This window comes from Lachnoclostridium sp. An76 (assembly GCF_002161355.1).
In the GTDB taxonomy this organism is placed as follows: Bacteria; Bacillota; Clostridia; order Lachnospirales; family Lachnospiraceae; genus Mediterraneibacter; species Mediterraneibacter caccavium.
In genome coordinates this window covers 61355-80582 of the sequence record NZ_NFHL01000001.1, presented here as the reverse complement: position 1 = coordinate 80582, position 19228 = coordinate 61355, and the positions used below count along the sequence as shown (strand labels likewise).

Annotated in this window: 14 protein-coding genes; 2 read left to right on the top strand and 12 right to left on the bottom strand. The window is 53.6% G+C overall.

What is annotated here, in order from left to right; all coding sequences use genetic code 11:
- Nucleotides 1–34 precede the first annotated feature (34 nt).
- The 10 genes from B5G27_RS00395 to B5G27_RS00345 form a co-directional block, all read right to left on the bottom strand.
- Nucleotides 35–1306, bottom strand: coding sequence for a DNA polymerase Y family protein (locus B5G27_RS00395; protein WP_087177016.1), 1272 nt, complete (start codon nucleotides 1304–1306; stop codon nucleotides 35–37).
- A 275-nt stretch (nucleotides 1307–1581) separates the two neighbouring features.
- Nucleotides 1582–2058 (bottom strand): response regulator transcription factor, encoded by a 477-nt coding sequence (locus B5G27_RS00390; protein ID WP_242958174.1) that lies wholly within the window; start codon nucleotides 2056–2058, stop codon nucleotides 1582–1584.
- Nucleotides 2059–2637: 579 nt separating this feature from the next.
- The gene (locus B5G27_RS00380) at nucleotides 2638–5895 is read right to left on the bottom strand and encodes an AAA family ATPase (protein ID WP_087177014.1); all 3258 of its coding nucleotides are present in this window, start codon (nucleotides 5893–5895) and stop codon (nucleotides 2638–2640) included.
- Nucleotides 5892–7046: an exonuclease SbcCD subunit D gene (locus B5G27_RS00375; RefSeq protein WP_087177013.1), complete on the bottom strand. Its 1155-nt coding sequence runs from the start codon at nucleotides 7044–7046 to the stop codon at nucleotides 5892–5894. Before B5G27_RS00375 ends, B5G27_RS00380 begins: the two co-directional genes overlap by 4 nt.
- Before the next feature lie 50 nt (nucleotides 7047–7096).
- Nucleotides 7097–7432 carry a DUF3307 domain-containing protein gene (locus B5G27_RS00370; RefSeq protein ID WP_087177012.1) on the bottom strand — a complete coding sequence of 112 codons (336 nt, stop codon included), beginning with the start codon at nucleotides 7430–7432 and terminating at the stop codon, nucleotides 7097–7099.
- On the bottom strand, nucleotides 7425–8105 hold the full coding sequence (locus B5G27_RS00365; RefSeq protein ID WP_087177011.1) for a SatD family protein: 681 nt from the start codon (nucleotides 8103–8105) through the stop codon (nucleotides 7425–7427). The genes B5G27_RS00370 and B5G27_RS00365 overlap by 8 nt, the downstream gene beginning before the upstream one ends.
- 77 nt (nucleotides 8106–8182) lie before the next feature.
- Nucleotides 8183–10495, bottom strand: coding sequence for a DNA helicase RecQ (gene recQ, locus B5G27_RS00360; RefSeq protein ID WP_087177010.1), 2313 nt, complete (start codon nucleotides 10493–10495; stop codon nucleotides 8183–8185).
- Between the two features lie 4 nt (nucleotides 10496–10499).
- Nucleotides 10500–10784, bottom strand: a complete 285-nt coding sequence (locus B5G27_RS00355; protein ID WP_087177009.1) for a hypothetical protein — start codon at nucleotides 10782–10784, stop codon at nucleotides 10500–10502.
- A 79-nt stretch (nucleotides 10785–10863) separates the two neighbouring features.
- Nucleotides 10864–12063, bottom strand: a complete 1200-nt coding sequence (locus B5G27_RS00350) for an MFS transporter (RefSeq protein ID WP_087177008.1) — start codon at nucleotides 12061–12063, stop codon at nucleotides 10864–10866.
- A gap of 49 nt (nucleotides 12064–12112) precedes the next feature.
- Nucleotides 12113–12961 carry a TrmH family RNA methyltransferase gene (locus B5G27_RS00345; protein ID WP_087177007.1) on the bottom strand — a complete coding sequence of 283 codons (849 nt, stop codon included), beginning with the start codon at nucleotides 12959–12961 and terminating at the stop codon, nucleotides 12113–12115.
- Nucleotides 12962–13123: 162 nt separating this feature from the next.
- Here B5G27_RS00345 and fliB point away from each other — a divergent pair, with 162 nt between their 5' ends.
- Nucleotides 13124–14272 (top strand): flagellin lysine-N-methylase, encoded by a 1149-nt coding sequence (fliB, locus tag B5G27_RS00340; protein WP_087177006.1) that lies wholly within the window; start codon nucleotides 13124–13126, stop codon nucleotides 14270–14272.
- An 85-nt stretch (nucleotides 14273–14357) separates the two neighbouring features.
- On the opposite strand, the gene B5G27_RS00335 is transcribed toward fliB, so the two are convergent.
- Complete coding sequence (locus B5G27_RS00335; RefSeq protein WP_087177005.1) at nucleotides 14358–15914, bottom strand: ABC-F family ATP-binding cassette domain-containing protein; 1557 nt, start codon at nucleotides 15912–15914, stop codon at nucleotides 14358–14360.
- 261 nt (nucleotides 15915–16175) lie between these two features.
- On the opposite strand from B5G27_RS00335, the gene B5G27_RS00330 reads away from it, so the two are divergent.
- On the top strand, nucleotides 16176–16661 hold the full coding sequence (locus B5G27_RS00330; protein ID WP_087177004.1) for a DUF2798 domain-containing protein: 486 nt from the start codon (nucleotides 16176–16178) through the stop codon (nucleotides 16659–16661).
- A gap of 96 nt (nucleotides 16662–16757) precedes the next feature.
- On the opposite strand, the gene B5G27_RS00325 is transcribed toward B5G27_RS00330, so the two are convergent.
- A complete protein-coding gene (locus tag B5G27_RS00325) occupies nucleotides 16758–19190 on the bottom strand; it encodes a cation-translocating P-type ATPase (RefSeq protein WP_087177695.1) in 2433 nt (810 codons plus the stop codon).
- Nucleotides 19191–19228: the final 38 nt, after the last annotated feature.

The following is a 19228-nucleotide window of genomic DNA, read 5'->3' as shown; positions in this document are numbered from 1 at the left end:
ATTTCCCCGCTGTAAGTGTCGTGTTCCCTTCCTTTTATGATACCCTGATCTTTGTATAGTCCACTGACCGTTTCTCCCGGGAAATCCCGCCGCTCATATGATCGATGGGACATTCTGTAAACGCCGCCCGCTTCACGGAGTCGATGCCGTACCTTCTGCGGATCTGGTCCACAGCAGCGTCTCTTTTCTTAAGCTTCTCATAATCCGTCTCGTCGAACAGATCCATCTGCCTCATATCCACACCGTCCCGGATGCGGCTCGTGTGGAGCCCGAGATGCCGGATAGGCGCGCCGTCCCACAGCTCATCAAAAAGCCTGCAGGCATACTTGTGTATTTCCGACGTAATGTCCGTGGCGTTTTTCAGTATCATCTGATGACTCTTATAACTAAAATCAGAGGACTTGATCCCGACTGCGATCACTTCCGCCCTCACCTGCGCCTCCCGCAGCCGGGTCCCCACGGTCTCCGCCAGCGCCAGAAGGACCAGCTTTGCCGTGGAAGCGTCTGTCACATCGAAGGCAATGGTCGTCGAATTGCCGTATCCTTTATTCGCCGGCGGTTCCGACTGGACGACCGACACATCCATCCCGTTTGCAAACGCCCATATCACCTCGCCGTGCTTCTTCAGGTGCAGTTTCAGGAGCGCCGGGTCCGCATGGGCCAGTTCTCCCACAGTCCGGATGCCAAGCCGGAACAGCTTATCTGCGGTCGCCCGCCCTGCGAAAAACAGGTCGATGACAGGAAGCCCCCACATTTTCTCCGGTATCTCTTCCTTCCACAGAGTGTGGACCCGGTCCGGCTTGCGGAAGTCGGACGCCATCTTTGCCAGCAGTTTATTTTCCGAGATCCCGATATTAACTGTAAATCCAAGCGTATCCCGGATCTGATTCTTGATCCGCTCGGCAGCGCTCTTAGCGCCGCCCCACAGCCCTTCTGTCCCGCTCATGTCCACGAATGCCTCGTCCACGGAATACTGTTCTACATCCGGCGAGTACTGTCTCAGAATGTCCATAAACGCAGCCGAACATTTCTCATACAGCCCGTAATTGGGCGGGACAAGGATCAGATCCGGGCACTTTCTCCGCGCCTCCACGATCGTTTCGCCGGTCCGGATACCATACCGCTTTGCCGGGATCGATTTCGCCAGGATGATCCCGTGCCGCAGCGCCGCGTCCCCGCCTACTGCGGAGACCTGCTCACGCAGATCTGTGTGCCCGCCCAGGTGATGAAGTCGGTACACTGCTTCCCAGCTCAAGTATGCCGAATTAACATCAACGTGAAAAATCACTCGCTTTTTCTTTTTCAAACTTTTGTTCGCCTCCTCTGCGTTTATTATGGGGGAACAAATGTTTGCGGGTCAAGAGGATTGTTTTTCCAGTCCGGCGGTTAGGGAGGGAACTGTAACGTCCGGCTAACTGATGATTAAAACTTTTCGTATCAAATTCTTGAATCAAAATAGCCAATATGCTATATTGTAAATATAAAAGGAGCAACCGCCCACAAGGGGTTGACCTCGAAAGAATAACTTTATAGAATCGCCACCCTTTCGCTCGCCAAAGTTTCGGGGTGGTCTTTCTATGCTTACAACATTACTTCATGTTCGCGAAAACGAATGTCAGCAATGCCAGAATGAACGAACAAAACGCGGGACTTTGTTTTACTGCGGTTTTCGCGGCGTAAATGTGCAGACACCCGCGCTCCCAGTTCGTCAATAGAAAAAGGTTTTACAATATAATCGTCCCCGCCAGCACCAAAGCCTTTGATTTTGTCGCTGTCATCTGCATTCGCTGTTAAAAACAGGATGGGGCAGGAAATAAAATTGCGTATGCTCTTACATAGTGAAAGACCATCTATATCCGGCATATTGATGTCGAGTAAGATGATATCCGGCTGTTTTTCTAATTTCTGTAATGCTTCTTTTCCTCCGGCGGCAGTAATTACATGATAGCCTTCAAGAGAAAAATATCGTTTCAGCATATCTAGGATTTCAATTTCATCATCTATTACCATGACTGTCTGTGTCATTTCAACACCTCCAGAAATGATTTTAGCAATCATTTTTCAAATCTCTATCAAATTTCCGCGTTTTTAGGTCTCAGCCAAATTGTTACCATTTTTATCGCGCCGGGAATATAGTTCGCGGTGCAATAATAGTTTGCCCGACGAGGGACACTGCCAATTTTTGTCTTGCTGGCGATATAATAAATATCGTAGTAGTCCTTCATTCGGCTGGAGAACTCCATCAGGCTCAAAATAGTTTTCAGCCGTGCAAGCACGGAAGCAGCGATATCAGCCATTGAGCAATTATAGCGAGCCTAAAAAATGTGGGCAGTGGTTCTCCTGGTATCCTCATTGGCAAGATTGTTGTATATCCGCTTCCTTCACCGTCCCATCTTCATCATACGTCACAAGAAGAATCCTATTTTCATCCAGCACCCACATTTCCTGTTCTGAACTGACCTTCTCATCAGGCCTATCCCACACCGTAACAAGCTGAGCTCTTTTATAGCCTTTCAGTTCCTGCAGATCTTCCGCCTGCAGGGATTCCTATCAGGGAACGCCGCATGATCTTCTCTGCCATCTTCTGCTGATCCGGCCTTCTTGACAGATATGCGGGAAGAAACAAAACACTTCCCTTTAACTGATCTGCCACCTCACATGGCTTCCCTCTTCGTCCTTTCTCACGATAAGCTGATCCTCGATCTCCTGCTTCAGCTCTGTCACATGGGAGATGATCCCGATCAGCCTGGAGCCGCCCGCCATCTCCTGGAGCACCCGGACCGCCTTGTCCCGGGAGTGCTCATCCAGCGAGCCAAAGCCTTCGTCTATGAACATCATGTCCAGATTGACCGACGCCGCGCTCTCCTGGATCTGATCCGCCATGCCGAGCGCCAGGCACAGAGCCGCCATAAAGGACTCCCCGCCGGAGAGGGTGCGCACTTCCCGCTCCTTCCCGGTCACCGTAGAGTAGACCATCAGGTCAAGCCCCCGGTTCTTTCCTTTTCCCGCCTTGTCAATGTCAAACATCCGCAGTTCAAACTGCCCTGCCGACATTTCGTCAAAACGGCGGTTCGCCGCATAGAGTATCCGCTCCAGATAGCAGCGCTGCACATAAGTCTCGATGTCCATGCGGCTTCCGGTCACGTTTCCGGAGAGCAGGTTGTACAGCTCGTCCAGCCTCCTGTGCTCTTCCATGATCTTCCCCCGCTCTTCCATGACCGGTTTCAGCGACTCATACACCGCAACGTCTGTTTTGTAATAATTTCTGACTTCTTCCAGATGCGCCCTCGCGTCCTTCATCTCGTTCTCCGCCGTTTCCGCCGCCTGTTTCAAATCCTCCGGCACAGGGCGCTCCTGTCCTTCGGCCGCGGCTTTTGCGGCATCCCGTCTGCTCACGGCGGCTGTTTTCCGTTTCTGCCATGCATCCGCCTGTCCCTGCAGTGTCTCCGCATCATCACGGGTATAGCTTTCCGTCAGTTCCTTCCACTCTGCCTCGGAAAGATCTTTTTCTTCCATGACCGCTTCGTAGCTGTCTTTTCTTTGGATGCACTCTTTCTCCTGCAAAGGAAGTTCTGACCGGTACCGGCTGATCAGCGCCTCTGCCTTCGCTCTGGCAGACTCCGCTTTCTGCGCTTTTTCTTCCACGGCTCCGGAAACGGATTCTGCCTTCTTCCGCCTCTCTTCCGCACCGGCAAGCTCTGCCCGCGCCTCTGCCTCGCTCTGATAATCCCGTGAGGATTCCAGATGCTTAAACTCTGCCTGCTTTGCGGCAAATGCAGTCTTTGCGTCCACCGCTTTCCGGGCTGCCTCTTCTGCCGCTGTTTTCTGCGCCGCCTTTTTCTCCCCGATCCCGAGCAGATATCCCCGGAGCTCTTTCAGAGTCTTCAGATCTTCTGCCAGCCGGCCGCCTTCCCTGTCAAGAGACTTCTTCCATACGCCCAGCATTTCTTCCGCCTGTCCCAGCGTCTTCGCTTCTCCGAACGCCTGGAGTTCCTCGTTTGCCGGAAGAGTTTCGCTTAGCTTTTGGCGCAGCCTGAGCAGCTCTTCCCGGAGGCTCTTCTCCTTTTCTTCCAGAAGGGCTGTCGCTGCCTGCGCGGCTGACGCCGCCTTCTCCTGCTCCTGCCTTAAGCGTCCCACTTCGCGCTCCGCCGCATCCAGCGCTTCCCGGCTGAGATCCCTGTGTTCCTCTTTGATCTCACAGGGACGGGGGTGATCCAGAGAGCCGCAGACAGGACAAGGTTCTCCCGGGCGGAGCTGTTCTCTGGCAATCAGCCCTGCCTGTTCATTGAGGAAGATACGCCTCGCTGTCTCATATTCCTGATCCTTCGTCTCATAGATGCTGCTTGTCCCGGCAAAATCGTGTCTTGCCCGGTCCGCTGTATTCCTCTGCGCCTGCACCTCTTTGGCGGAAGTTTTCGCCGCTTCGATATCTTTTCCCAGCGCTTCTGCCTTTGCACATTCCGCCTGCCAGCGTTCCTGCCGGATTTCTGCCTGGGCGAGAGATTCCGCCTGGCTTCTCCACTGACGCTCGTTTTCCTCAAGAGCCTGCATCTTTTTCTGTGCGTCATCCGCCTCCCGCTCTACACGGCGGCATGCTTCCTGTGCAAGGGAAACTTCTTTTTCTGCCTGCCGGAGCCTGCTGAAAATATCCAGAGACTTCTGCACTCTCTCGGATACCTGCGTGAACTTCTGGATCTCCAGTGCAAGCTCTTCTTTCGCCGACTCTGCCTCTCCCTGCGCTGCCCGGCATGTCTCTGTAAGAACTGGAAGCGCCGCCTCCTGCTCTGCAAGGTTTTTCCCCGTGTTCTCCAAAGTCCGGGCTGCATCCAGATACCGTTCATATACCGAGCGGATCTCATACGCCCTGCTGATCTTCCGTGCTTTCTCTTCTGCTGTCCGGATCCCGGCTTCTTCCGCCGCGCACCGGGCGAGTTCCTGCTCCGCCTGTTCCAGCTCTTCGAACCGCTTTAAAAGCTGCAGTCCTGCGGTATGGGCGTCTCTCTTTTTCAGATAGTTCCGCTCCGCCCCATCGTATTCCTTCTGCGCCTGGCCGCAGCGTTCTTTTAACACTTCGCAGAGGCGTTCTAGTCCGTCCAGCAGCCGTTCCATGTCCGCCGCGGAAAGCCGGTCCGAGGAAACGATACGCTTCTTCAGGCCATTCAGCTCTTCCGCCTGCTCATCGTCTTCCGGCACATCGATATGCGAGACCTCGGTCTGGCACACCGTGCGGATCTGTCCCATCTCCTGCTGTTTCTCCCTTCTCCGCTTCCCCAGCTCTTCCACGATCTTTGCGTACAGCTCTGTGTGGAAGAGTTTGCGGAAGATGAGCTTTTTGTCGTCGGATTTTGCCCGCAGAAGCTCCATGAACTCTCCCTGTGCGATCATGGCGACCTGCATGAACTGGCTCTTCGTCAGCCCCACGATCTCTTCCAGCTTCCTGTCCGTCTCTTTCTGCGGGTACTCTGTCCCGTCCGGCATGGTGAGCGACACGCTCTCGCTCTCTTCCTTTACCCCTGTCCCGCGCTTCAGCGGCCGGACATGCCTTGGCACCCGTCGGACCGTGTACTTTTCCCTGTACTTTTCCGCATATGCTTCCGCATTTGTTTTCGTGTCTTCTCCTCTGCCGTCTCCCGCTCCCTCTGCGAAGACCAGCTCCACGTAAGGCTCTGTCCCGGCGTCGACATACTGGCTCTGGAGCTCTGTCCCGTTCTTCTTGTTCATCCCGGAGCTTGCCTCCCCGTAGAGAGCGAATACAATAGCGTCAAATATGGTCGTCTTTCCAGCCCCTGTGTCCCCGGTGATCAGGAAAAGGTTCTGGTTCGTCTGTTCAAAATCAATGACCGTCCGCTTCCCGTAGGAACCGAACGCCTGCATAGTCAGTCTGAGCGGCCTCATTCCTGCATCACCTCCTGTACCGTGTTGATCACATCCCGCAGGAGCGCTTTTTCCTCCTCATCCGGCTCATTTAGAAAGGCGCAGCACAATTCAAAGGGATCCAGCTCCTCCTGAACCGCGTACGTCCTCCCATAGTCCGCCCTGCGCATCGTCTCCCTGCGGATCTCAAGAAGGTTCGGGAACGCGCTGCGTATCCGATCCTGCATGTCAAGCACATCCAGATCCACCTTGTCTGTCAGGATCACGGTTGCATAATCCCCGCACGCCTGTCCCAGCACTTCCTCAAACTCTCCCCGGATCACGCGCACCTGCCGGAGCGGCTCCAGGGGAAGGACCGTTGTCTTCCTGTCTCCCTTTTTCCCCAGTTCCACCATGACGATCCCCTTCTGCTGTCCCGCCTCGCTGACAGAGCATGCAAGGGGCGTGCCGCAGTAGCGGATGAACTCGCTGCCCGCTTTCATCGGCTTATGGATGTGTCCCAGCGCCGCATAGTCAAACTGCTCCAGGATCTCCGCGCTTACCTGGTCGATATTTCCCACAGTCCGTATCTCCGAGTCCATGCGCTCCACGTCCTCCGCATGTGTCCCCGCGGGAAGGTAGAACTGATGGCTGACGATCACATTCCGCCGGGAAAGGTCGATCTCCTCGCGCCCGATCAGGCGGCGCAGCGTCTCGTCATAGGACAGATTATTGCCGTTCTCATCTACTCCGGTGAGCTGTTTTACCATGGACGGCCGGACAAAGGGCAGCAGATAAAAGTTTACTGGGCCGCACTCATCTTCCAGTGTCACTCTCTCGATCTGCTCTCCTTCCGCCCGCGGCGGCTGGCCGATCATGTACACGTTCTGCCGCGAGAGCACGCTGCGGAAACAGTTGATCCTGGGACCGCTGTCATGGTTTCCGGCGATCATCATCACCGCGGTGTCCGGCAGTGCGGCATTGAGCCCTGCAATAAAGCGGTCAAACACTTCCACCGCCTCCGCGGACGGCACCGCCTTGTCGTAGATATCTCCCGCTATGACCACTGCCTGCGGCTGTTCCCGGACCGCGAGATCCGTGATCTGCCGTAAAATATATTCCTGATCTTCCCGAAGATCCCGGTTAAAGAGCTTCAGGCCGATGTGCAGGTCTGAAAGATGAAAAAACTTCATCCGGATGTCCTCCTTATCTGTTCCTCTTATTTATCACCTATAGATAACCTTCAGCCGTATGTATGCATTTGCCATTCTGTCCGTGCCGCACGCCTGGTCCTAAAGGAACAGAAGCGCTGCGGACGCCGTTCCCTGAAAATCCGGCACACCGCATATTTCACGATATCGACCGCAGCGTGGGCAGCGGCAAACGCCAGGACATACCGCAGTTTCATCCCGTGCAGGAAAAGGAAAATCAAAAGCCATGAACCCGCGCCGTAGATCAGGCAGTGGCAGATCGTCCAGGAGAACTGCCCCTGCTTTTTGTCCGCCATTTTCTGCGTCTGAAAATAAAAGTCTCCAAGCAGGTGCACACACAACAGCACTGTAAAAACTGATTTAATCATCCCTTATCTCTCCAAGTATCTTCGCCGCGTTTCTCAGCGCGCTTTCATAGGTGTAGTAACTTCCCGCCGCCAGTGTCTTCTGGACGGTCGACTGGGTGATCTCCAGCCTGCCGGCTGTGTTCTGCTGGCCGTCCCCATGGAGGAGCATATCCCATATGACCTCTCTCTGACGGTCTGTCCAGCCGCTCTCCACCACATACATCAGGTCAAAGACCGTGTTCAGCAGTATCTCTTTGTCCCGCAGTTTCTCATCCATCTTAAGGCAGAGCTCCGCCAATACCGGCCGGTTCTTCTTCTCCCGCTCCTTCAAAAGCTCCACTGCCTCGCGCGCCCGGTAATACCCCGGACCGTCCGCGCCCAGCGCCATTTCTGTCTTGATGTCCGTCGTGATCTGCCCGAATCCGATCCCAAAGCGCAGACGCACAGGGTACATCTCCATCCGGATCTCATTGATCATGTCCAGGACTGCTTTCCCGCTGCACAAAAGCCCCTGAAACTCGTCTCCCAGCGTGATCAGGAACCTGGACACGATCTCCTCTTTATAATTTTCGTTCAGCCTCTCCAGCACTTCCCGGAGACGGAGCTGTACTTCTTTTCTGTTTTCCAGAAGCCTGGAATCTTTGATGTCGCCGATGACAGCGACAAAAGAATGTATTGTATTTGAATGATCCATATTGTTCCCTCCATATTTAAAGTATATAGACGAAAATATGAATAAATTTCTTTTCTATCTGCCATATGGATTCCTGATCACAGTTCGCAAGCTTTCACATCTGTCCCGCTCATCCGTTTCATTAATCCCACCAGATATTTCTGTCCTTCCTCCGTATAAAGGAACACCTCATAAGGATTTCCGTTCGAGCTGATCCTCTCCTCCGCCCGGATCCCGGCTTCGCGCCCCTTCTCTGTCAGGAATTTCCTTGTATAGCCATTCTGGAACTTCTGCTCCAGACAGCCCTCTTCCAGCAGGCTCTCTGTAAGCTGTTTGATCGTCAGCCGTTTCATCAGCTTCTCGTCTCTTAATTCATTGATCTGTGCGACGAAATCGCTGATCGTGGTCTCCGGCACATACCGGATCCCGGCAAGGATCTCTTCTGTGAGACAGAACGGTGACTTTTTCCCTTTTATCTTCTTTTCTGTCAGGGGCGTCTCCCCGCTTCCGTTCACGCTGTCCTCGTTCTCGATGCGGTTGTCACTCTCACGAACCGGTCCCCAGACCTCTCTGTCTCCTCCGGTAACGGAACGGATCTTTTCCAGAAAGAGCCCGCCGTACTGTTCCAGCTTCTTAGCCCCCATTCCATGAACATCCAGCATTTCTCCTTCGTTCAGGGGCAGTTTGACACACATATCCCGCAGAGTCTTATCCGACGCCACCACATACGGAGGTACGGACCTCTCTCTTGCCAGTTCCATACGGAACCTGCGCAGCTCTTCAAAGAGCTCTCTTCCCTTTTCCGTCAGTTCTTCTGTCTGCGCAGAACGCTTTCCTGCTCCGCTCAGCCCCGGACCCTTTTTCTCTTCTTCTTTTTTATAGCGGATGATAAACGGAGTCCCCTCGTCCAGGAGCTGCCCGGATTTCTCCGTCAGCTTCAAAAGGGAATATTTATCCTGTGTCTGCCGCAGATACCCCTGCTCCAGCATGGCGCGTATCACTTCTTTTATCATCGTCTGCCCCAGTTTATTCTGCTTTCCGTAGACCGTGCTCTGATCCATCCGGTAATTCCGGATCTTCGCGGTATTCTCCCCAAGCAGCGTCCCCGCGATCACATTCATGCCGAAACGCTGTCCGCAGGACCGGACGCACCGGACCACATCCGCCGCTGCCTCCGAAGCATCCATCTCATCGAATTCTTCCAGGCAGTTGGAGCAGTTTCCGCACGATTCTTCTGCATTCTCCCCGAAGTAGTTCAGTATGTATGCCCTGAGACATTTTGCAGTCGTGCAGTAGCCTTCCATCTTCCGCAGGCGCTCCATGTCCTGGGCCTGGATCATCCGCAGTTCTTCCACTGTGTATTCCCTGTAATCCTCCTTGCTCTCCAGGAGCATACGGTTGATCACCGTATCCTGGGGCGAATAATACAGGATACACTCCGCGGGCTCGCCGTCGCGTCCTGCTCTGCCCGCTTCCTGATAGTAATTCTCCATGCTCTGGGGCATGTTGTAATGAAGGACGTACCGCACATTTGACTTGTCGATCCCCATTCCAAATGCATTGGTGGCGATCATCACTTTTACCCGGTCATAGATGAAATCCTCCTGACTGGTCCGCCGTGCTTCCGCGCCCATTCCTGCATGGTATCTTCCCACAGAAAATCCTGCGTTTTCCAGATCGATATACAGCTCGTCCACACCTTTCCTTGTGGCGCAGTAGACGATCCCGCTGTCTTCCCTGTGGTTTTCCAGATATGCCCGGATCCGCTCTTTCTTATCCTTTGCCTTCTGCACTTCAAAGTACAGATTCTCCCGGTCAAAGCCAGCCACTGTCTCATACGGATGCTCAAGCTGCAGCGAGGAAAGGATATCCTCCCGCACCCGCTCCGTGGCTGTGGCTGTAAAAGCAGAGACGACCGGCCGCAGGGGAAGCTGGCGGATAAAGGAAAGGATCCTCACATAGCTGGGCCGGAAGTCCTGTCCCCACTGGGAGATGCAGTGGGCTTCATCCACTGTGACCATGGAGATCTCCGTATGACAGGCGAAATCAAGAAACCGGGGCGTCTCCAGCCGCTCCGGCGCTACATAGATGATCTTATACCTGCCCGCCTTCGCCAGTTCCAGCGCTTTTGCAGTCTGGTTTTCTGTCAGGGAGCTGTTGATGTAAGCCGCATGGATCCCCGCCTCGTTCAGCGCCTTGACCTGGTCCATCATCAGGGAGATCAGGGGCGATACGACCACCGTGATCCCGGGCATCAGAAGGGCGGGCAGCTGATAGCAAAGAGACTTTCCCGCGCCGGTGGGCATCACGGCAAGCACATCCTCCCCTGCAAGGATATGGTCAATGATCTCTTCCTGTCCCGGGCGGAAGGAGTCATAGCCGAAATAAGTTTTCAATGTCTGCTTTTTCATTTTCTCACTCCAGGTTTGCCATAAATAATTCGTAAAAGTCATCTTCCCCGGCGATCATGGGGGAGTTCTCCCCGCCGCCGTTTGTACTCCGCTTCATCGCCGCGTGAAACTCCTCTCCCGCGCACACGAGCTCCATCTCATAGATCTCATACCCAAGCTCCCGGCACACCCGGCAGAACGCGCTGAGAGGATCCCTTTCACTCTTTGTGGAAAGAAGCTTTTCTCTGACATCGGGCTCGCGCAGCGCCCGGTTCTGTAATTCATCCAGCATGTCGATAATATTTGCCATTCCATTCTCCTTTCTCTGATCCTCACCCGGCGAGCTGCCGGTCAGGACCAAACCTGTAAGCATCCTGTCAAAAAATCAGTCAACTTTTCTTAGACAATGACTTTCTCCCTCTTCCTGCTGCGATATACACCACTCCCGCCAGCGGCATCGTCGCCATCAGCACCGGATAAAACCACCCGATATCCAGCCCTCCGTACAGCGCCCCGCCGATCACCGGGCCCAGCGTCATCCCAAGGTCAAGGCCGATATAATAGGTACTGTTGGCCAGTCCCCTCTTCTCTTTCCCCGCAAGCAGGATCGCAGTGGACTGGCACACAGAGCTCATGATCCCGTACCCGCCTGCGAGGAAGCACGAGGCAAGAAGCATGACCGCATTATTTTTCATTACAGTCAGGAGCAGGATCGCCAAAAGTTCACTCAGCGCACTTGCGATCAGAAAAACATAAAAAGGCAGCTTGTCAAACAGATTGCGCAGTGACAGGCGCAGCACGATCAGCACGACCGCATATGCCGGAAAAAACAGGCTCACCGAGACATCCAGGCCCCTGACCTCCGCGTAAGTCACGAGAAATGACTGAGTCGCGCAGTACGGGATCGCAAACAGCATGATGATCAGCGCGATCGGGACCACCCTGACATCGATCAGCTCCAGCCGCCTTTTCTTTTTTTCAGCGGCAGGTTCTGCAGCATCAGCGCCTTCCATTCCTCCGTTTTCCGGCTCCCCCTTGTCGCCGATAAACTGGATCACAACAATGACCGCTGTCGAAAATACAAGGGCGATGACAAAGGATACCCGGTAACCGAATGCCTGATAGGCGCTCACCCCGATCGCCGGCGCGACAGCCATGGCAAGGGCGTTCATAGTCCCGTAGAAGCCCATCCCGGAACCGATCTTCTCTTTTGGCAGCATATTGGACATCCAGGTTGCCATACACACTGAGCAGCAGGCGAATCCGAATCCGTTAATGATCCTCGCAATGATGACAACAATTTCATTTGGCGCGAAAATGTAACCCACACATGCTGCTGTCATAAATACTGCCCCTATAAACGAGAGCTTATATTTACTGATCCTGTCCGCCAGATTCCCCGCGACCGGACGGCAGAATAAGGACACAAGATTCATCAGTCCCCCGACCAGCCCCATAAGAGCGGCCGAGGCGCAGATGCTCTCCGTAAATCCTGTGATCAGCGGCGTCACCAGCATGGGGCTCGTCATATAGAAAAAGGTGGCTGCCAGCACAAGGATAATATCTTTGGAATATACTTTCTGTCTCATGGATAATCACCCTTCCTCTTCTATCCTATTCTTTTCCCGAATTTTTCTTTTATCCCATGTTTCTCGGTTTTCTCCCCATCTCCCAGAACGCTACCGCACTTGCCGCAGCCACATTCAGAGAATCCACGCCGTGGGACATGGGGATTTTGACTGTATAGTCGCTCAGTGCGATCGTCCTGTCACTGAGTCCTTCTCCTTCTGTCCCGAGTATAACCGCAAGTTTTTCCACATCTCCCAGTCTCCTGTCGTCGATATCCACTGACTCGTCGTGGAGCGCCATAGATGCGGTCTTAAATCCCAGCTCTTTTAAATATCTCATTCCCTCATCCGGCCATAACCCGGACTCCTGTTCCCGGAGAAATGTCCACGGGATCTGGAACACAGTCCCCATGCTCACGCGCGCTGCCCTGCGGTACAGAGGATTGCTGCATCCGGGCGTGAGGAGCACTGCGTCCATATTGAGCGCCGCGGCAGAGCGGATGACCGCGCCTACATTGGTCGGGTTCATCACATTTTCCAGCACAGCGATGCGTCCCGCGCCGGAGCAGATCTCCGCCGCGCCGGGAAGTTCTTTTCTCCGCATCGCACAGAGCATCCCCCGCGTCAGTTTATATCCCGTGAGCTGCGCCAGCACATCAAACTCCGCCGTATAGACCGGGACATCCGGACATCTCTCCAGGACCGGCTTTGCCTCTCCCTCTATCTGCCTCTGCTCCACAAGAAAAGAGGCCGGCTCATATCCCGCATCCAGCGCCCTGCCGATCACTTTCGGGCTTTCCGCGATAAACATCCCTTCCTGCGGATTGTCTTTATTCAATAGCTGTGCCTCTGTCAGCCGGGCATAAACATCCAGCTCGGGCGCATGAAAATCTTTGATCTCTATTATTTTATTCTCCATCCTTTATCTTCTTTCTCACTCATCATTTTCCCAGACAATGATATACCCTCCCGCCCGCAAATACAAGGGGCACGGATACAGGAAATTTATCTCCCGTATGCTCTTTAAAATATCCGCAGACCTGTTTATAATAGTGTTCTGTACGAAAGGAGTTATCTGAACATGCAGTATACAGTACCTCATTATTATAAAGGATTCACATGCATCGCCGGGGAATGTCCGGACACATGCTGTGCGGGATGGCAGATCCAGATCGATCCGTTCTCCCTGAAAAAATACAGAAAGAACAACGGCCCTCTTGGAAACCGCCTGAAAAACGAGATCAACTGGAAAGAAGGATGCTTCCGCCAGTATGCCGGAAGATGCGCATTCCTGAATGAAAACAACCTCTGCGACCTTTATCTGGAGGGTGGCGGCCAGCGGGCGTTCTGCCGGACCTGCCGCACCTATCCGAGACATATCGAAGAATTCGAGGGACTGCGGGAGATCTCGCTCTCCCTCTCCTGCCCGGCTGCCGCGGATCTGATCTTAAACTGCGGTGAGCCTGTCCGTCTTCTACATGCGGAGGATGAGAAAGAGGATGAACCGTATGAAGACTTTGACTTTTTCCTGTTCACCAAACTGGAAGACGCCCGCAGCCTGATCCTGCGCATCCTCCAGGACCGGGCACATCCTTTCCGTATCCGTGCAGCGGCAGCTCTCGCCCTCTCCCATGACCTCCAGCAGCGGATCGACAAAAACGCGCTCTGCGAAGCGGACAGCCTGTTTGACAGATATTCTTCTCCCGGCATGTGGACCTGGTTCGGATCCCGCCTCTCATCTCTGGAGCACGGGGAAGGCCATGCAGAAAGGAGACGCGTGGCAGAGAACGCCCTCTTTTCTATCCTTGACCGCCTGGAGGTGCTCCGGGATGACTGGATGCCTTACCTTGTGGATGCACGCAGGACACTAAAAAACGCCCCTGCCTTACAAAAAGAGGAGGAACGTTCTTTTTCAGACCTGTTCACCGAACAGACGGCAGAACAGCTTCTTGTCTATTTTGTATTTACTTATTTCTGCGGCGCAGTGTACAATGCGGATGCCTATGGGAAGATGAAATTCTCATTCGCAGGCATGATCCTCATCCGCGAGCTTGTGCGGGCGGAATGGCTCCAAAACCCGGATATCACAAGGGAAACCATCCTGCGCACGGCATGCCGGTACGCCCGGGAAGTAGAGCATTCAGACAAGAACAAATTTCTCATGGAAGAGCTGCTTGCCGATGAGGGGCGCTTCGGGCTGGAGAACCTTTTCTCCCTGCTCCTGCCCTGACCCGCTCTTCCTTCCGCCTGATGCCGCCTGACACTGTACAGTCCGTATCGTCTATTTTGACACTATACTATCGTCCATTTTTGCACTATACAGTCCGTGTCGTCCACTTGGAGCAGTCCCACACCTCATGCACGATATCCCGGTAAAATTCCGGTTCGTGGCAGATAAGGAGCACGGTCCCCCGGTACTCATCAAGCGCCTGCTTCAGTGCTTCTTTAGCGTCTGTATCCAGGTGGTTCGTGGGCTCGTCCAGCATAAGTACATTGGTCTCCTTATTGATCAGCTTGCACAGGCGCACCTTTGCCTGCTCTCCGCCGCTCAAGACCCGCACCTGGCTCTCGATGTGCTTGGTCGTGAGCCCGCATTTTGCCAGGGCGGACCGGACTTCGTACTGTGTAAATGACGGAAACTCATTCCAGATCTCCTCAATGCAGGTCGATGTGTTCTTTCCGTCTCCCTCCTGCTCGAAATATCCCACCGAAATATTCTGCCCCAGCTCACAAGTCCCTTTCAAAGGTTTTACAAGTCCCAGGATACTGCGGATGAGCGTGGTCTTTCCGATCCCGTTGGCTCCGGTCAGGGCAATCTTCTGCCCCCGCTCCAGGGACAGGTTCAGCGGACTTGACAGGGGCTCGTCATAACCGATCACAAAATCCTTTGTCTCAAAGATATATTTTCCCGGCGTCTGACCCATCTTAAAATGAAATTCCGGCTTCGGGCGCTCCGCCGCAAGCTCGATCACATCCATCTTGTCCAGCTTCTTCTGCCTGGACATCGCCATATTTCTCGTGGAGACACGCGCCTTATTCCTTGCCACAAAATCTTTAAGCTGGCTGATCTCCTGCTGCTGTCTTTTGTACGCTGCCTCGAGCTGCGCCTTCTTCACCTCATACACTCTCTGAAAATCATCATAATTTCCAACATATCGGTCCAGGCTCTGATTTTCCATGTGGTAGATGATGTTCACCACATCATTTAAGAATGGGATATCATGAGAGATCAGGACAAAGGCATTCTCGTACTCTGTCAGATACCGTTTCAGCCAGCTGATATGCTCTTCATCCAGGTAATTCGTAGGCTCGTCCAGAAGAAGGATATCCGGCTTCTCCAGGAGCAGCTTCCCGAGAAGGATGCGGGTGCGCTGTCCTCCGCTTAAGTCCGTCACATCCCGGTCCAGCCCCAGGTCCAGAAGCCCCAGCGCCCGGGCAACCTCTTCCACCTTTGCGTCGATCACATAGAAATCATGCATGGTCAGGGTATCCTGGATCGTCCCAAGCTCTTCCATCATGTTCTCCATCTCATCCGGGTCCGCATCTCCCAGCCGGTCGCAGATCCCGTTCATTTTCTCCTCCAGCTCAAACAGCCAGGAGAACGCTGATTTCAGTGCATCCCGAACTGTCATCCCTTTCTCCAGCACCGCGTGCTGATCCAGATAGCCGACACGGACATTCTTCGCCCACTCGATCTTTCCCGCGTCAGGCTCTGTCTTTCCGGTCACGATCTTAAAAAAGGTTGATTTTCCCTCGCCGTTTGCGCCGACCAGACCGATATGCTCGCCTCTCAGCAGACGAAAAGACACATCTTCAAAGATCGCCCGGTCCCCAAAACCATGTGACAAGTGTTCCACATTTAATATGCTCATTTCAAATAAACTCCTTTATCCCGCGCGCCTGACAGTTTTCATATACTTCTGCCGGCGTTTTTCCCAGAGTTGTATTATATATGGAAATCCCTGTTTATTCAACTGATTTTGAAGCGCCATTATTTTTTCTTGACTTTTTTTGACAGTGTATGATAGAATCATCCGGCAGCAAAAATTGGTCTAATTGGAAACGTACATTCTCCGAATGATGAACGAACAACACAATTTTCTGTTATTCTATCATCATTACGGAGGTTTTTTATGCCAAAAATAAAATTTCAGGAAATCATTTTTACGGTACTCATGGTATTTGTAATGGTCTATGTCATGATCTGCTACAACATTGCTCTTAATATCGGAGGGATGCAGAACCATGTATTTACAGATGCCTTCCACGAACTTGTCATCATGGCTCCGATCGCTTTTGTGCTTGACTTTTTCTTCGTAGGCATGATCGCGAAAAGGACTGCTTTCCGTCTCGTTGATCCTGCGAAAGAAAATCCATTCCATCTGATCCTTACGATCTCAGCGGTATCCGTGGCATGGATGTGCCCGCTCATGAGCCTTGCAGCCACGATCCTCTTTAAAGACAGCGGAAGCCAGATCATTGCGGTATGGCTCCAGACAACAGTGATGAATTTTCCGATGGCATTTTTCTGGCAGATATTTTTTGCAGGCCCTCTGGTGAGATTTATATTCCGCCTGATATTCGGCAGGACCCCATCCCGGGAGCCCTCTGAGGCATAGCAGATCAAAAGTCAAAAACGCCCTGTCGGTCCTGTCAGAGACCTGTCAAGGCGTTTTTTCTATTGCAGCGCTTTTTAGCCCTGCCGTTATCCGGTCTTACTCTTCTGTATTTCTTCCACGGAGCTTCAGATAATAAAATCTCATCTTCTCCACCAGCACGGTCAGATACCGCAGTACCGGCTCCGTGGCAATGGCAAACACAACGAACAGCATCACACATTCCATAGTCATGCCCGTGATCGCGAACAGATCTTTCAGGAAGATGCTGCAGAACAGAAGTCCCGCGATACATCCGGCCAGGATCCCCACACGGATCTTATTCATCGGAGCGCTGATCTTATACAGGATCATAAATCCTACGATCGCCAGCAGCATGGTCGCCGCGGTGGAGATGTCCGTTGAGTCCACGCCGAAGGTACGCCCGAAGACGACCAGAGCGCCCACTGCCAGTGCGTCTGTCACCGCTGCCGGGAGCGCTTTCAGGAATACATTCGTAAGGAAATGTCCTTTGATGATATTCTTATTCGGCTCCAGGGCCAGGAAAAACGCCGGGACGCCGATAGTGAACATACTGATCAGCGAGATCTGCGACGGCTCCAACGGGTAGGTAAACATAAATACCAGAGAGATCAGGCTCAGCAGGAAGGAAAAGATATTCTTCACGAGAAACAGGCTTGCCGAGCGCTGGATATTGTTGACTACCCTTCTCCCTTCCAGCACGACCTGTGGCATACAGGAGAAATCCGACTCCAGCAGCACGAGCTGGGACGCCTGGGCTGCCGCCTCGCTCCCTGAAGCCATGGCGATACTGCAGTCCGCGTCTTTGAGCGCCAGCACGTCGTTGACGCCGTCCCCGGTCATCGCCACCGTATGTCCTGCGTCCTTGAGGATGCGCACGAATTTTCTCTTCTGGTTCGGAGTAACACGCCCGAACACTGTGTTTTTCAATACAGCCTCCCGCAGTTCTTCCTCTGTCTCCAACTCAGAGGCATCCACATATCTGTCTGCGTTTTCTATCCCGGCCTGCTTCGCTACATTTGACACGGTCACCGGGTTATCCCCTGAGATGACTTTCACTTCCACTCCCTGCTCCGCAAAGTATTCGAAAGTCTCCTGCGCAGCCTCGCGGATCGGGTTTGCCAGCATCACAAATCCCAGAGGCACAATAGCATGGTCCAGCGGTTTCCCGTCGATCTCTCCGTCATAAGTCCCGAATGCCAGGACGCGGGCCCCTGTGGACGCATGTTCTGTGATCTCTTCCGCATATTCTCCGTACTTCTCTTTCAGCACGAACTCCGGCGCTCCCAGCACATAGGCCCCATCCGAAAATGTCACGCTGCTGTATTTTGTGGCAGAGGAAAATCCGGTCTTCGAGAGTGCCGTCCGCCCTGAATTCTCTGTGAAATACTCTTTCACCGCTGCCATGGTGATATTATCCTTTGTCATGGCAGCCGCAAAATCCCCGATCAGCACCCGCAGCGGCTCCATCTTCTCTTCATCATACTCATCCGTCTCAGACACTGCCTGGACCTTCATCGTATTCTCCGTGATCGTCCCGGTCTTGTCCACACAGAGCACATCCACGCGGGCCAGGGTTTCGATGCACTTCATATCATGCAGGAGCACCTTTTTCTGCGCCAGCCGGACCGCGCTCACCGCAAGGGCCACGCTCGCCAGGAGATAAAGCCCCTCCGGGATCATACCGATCACCGCCGCGATCATGGATGTCACGCTGTCCCGGAAGCCGTCGTGCTGGATAAAGAACGCCTGGGAGAACAGTACAAGCCCGATGGGAATGATCGCCACGCCCACACATTTTACCAGTTTGTCCAGAGAGCGGATCATCTCGGACTGCTCTCCCTCCTGCATTTCCTTCGCCTGGAGCGTCAGCCTGGAGATATAGGAATCTTCTCCCACCTTGTCCAGCCTTGCGTGGCACTGCCCGGAGACGATAAAGCTCCCGGACATCAGCTTGTCTCCTCTGCGCTTTGTGATCTCGTCCGCCTCTCCCGTGAGCAGGGACTCATTGACCTGTACCTCCCCCGCTGAGACGACGGCGTCCGCACAGACCTGATTTCCTGCCTTAAAGATCACGATGTCATCCAGCACCAGTTCTTCCGCATCGATCACGGACCGCTTCCCGTCACGCACCACAGCCGCCCGGGGCGCATTGAGCATTGTCAGCTTGTCGAGCACCTGCTTTGCGCGGATTTCCTGTATGATACCGATCATGGTATTGGCAATAATGACCGGCAGGAATGTCAGATCCCGGAAGGAGCCGACCAGGCAGAGCAGCACCGCCAGCACGGCAAAGATCAGGTTAAAATATGTAAATACATTTTCGTGGATGATCTCCTTCGTCGTCCTGGAAGGCGGTTCCACCGCGCGGTTGACCCAGCCGTGCAGGCGGTGTTCCTGCACCTGACGGCTGGTCAGTCCCTCCCGGTAGTCCGGCTCATACCTGGTCGTCGGTATCCGCCTGTCCCTTCTCGTCTCCCTCTCTGCTGTCCTCTTCGTTCTTCCTGCCATTTCTGTCAAAACCCCTTTTTCTTTCTGTATCCCTCAGC

Excerpts from the sequence above, each read along its gene's own strand:
- B5G27_RS00345 (WP_087177007.1), bottom strand. The coding sequence starts at position 12,961 with ATGGAGAATAAAATAATAGAGATCAAAGATTTTCATGCGCCCGAGCTG.
- B5G27_RS00330 (WP_087177004.1), top strand. The coding sequence starts at position 16,176 with ATGCCAAAAATAAAATTTCAGGAAATCATTTTTACGGTACTCATGGTA.
- B5G27_RS00355 (WP_087177009.1), bottom strand. The coding sequence starts at position 10,784 with ATGGCAAATATTATCGACATGCTGGATGAATTACAGAACCGGGCGCTG.
- B5G27_RS00335 (WP_087177005.1), bottom strand. The coding sequence starts at position 15,914 with ATGAGCATATTAAATGTGGAACACTTGTCACATGGTTTTGGGGACCGG.
- B5G27_RS00325 (WP_087177695.1), bottom strand. The coding sequence starts at position 19,190 with ATGGCAGGAAGAACGAAGAGGACAGCAGAGAGGGAGACGAGAAGGGAC.
- B5G27_RS00350 (WP_087177008.1), bottom strand. The coding sequence starts at position 12,063 with ATGAGACAGAAAGTATATTCCAAAGATATTATCCTTGTGCTGGCAGCC.
- B5G27_RS00370 (WP_087177012.1), bottom strand. The coding sequence starts at position 7,432 with ATGATTAAATCAGTTTTTACAGTGCTGTTGTGTGTGCACCTGCTTGGA.
- B5G27_RS00375 (WP_087177013.1), bottom strand. The coding sequence starts at position 7,046 with ATGAAGTTTTTTCATCTTTCAGACCTGCACATCGGCCTGAAGCTCTTT.
- B5G27_RS00380 (WP_087177014.1), bottom strand. The coding sequence starts at position 5,895 with ATGAGGCCGCTCAGACTGACTATGCAGGCGTTCGGTTCCTACGGGAAG.
- fliB (WP_087177006.1), top strand. The coding sequence starts at position 13,124 with ATGCAGTATACAGTACCTCATTATTATAAAGGATTCACATGCATCGCC.
- recQ (WP_087177010.1), bottom strand. The coding sequence starts at position 10,495 with ATGAAAAAGCAGACATTGAAAACTTATTTCGGCTATGACTCCTTCCGC.
- B5G27_RS00365 (WP_087177011.1), bottom strand. The coding sequence starts at position 8,105 with ATGGATCATTCAAATACAATACATTCTTTTGTCGCTGTCATCGGCGAC.
- B5G27_RS00390 (WP_242958174.1), bottom strand. The coding sequence starts at position 2,058 with ATGATTGCTAAAATCATTTCTGGAGGTGTTGAAATGACACAGACAGTC.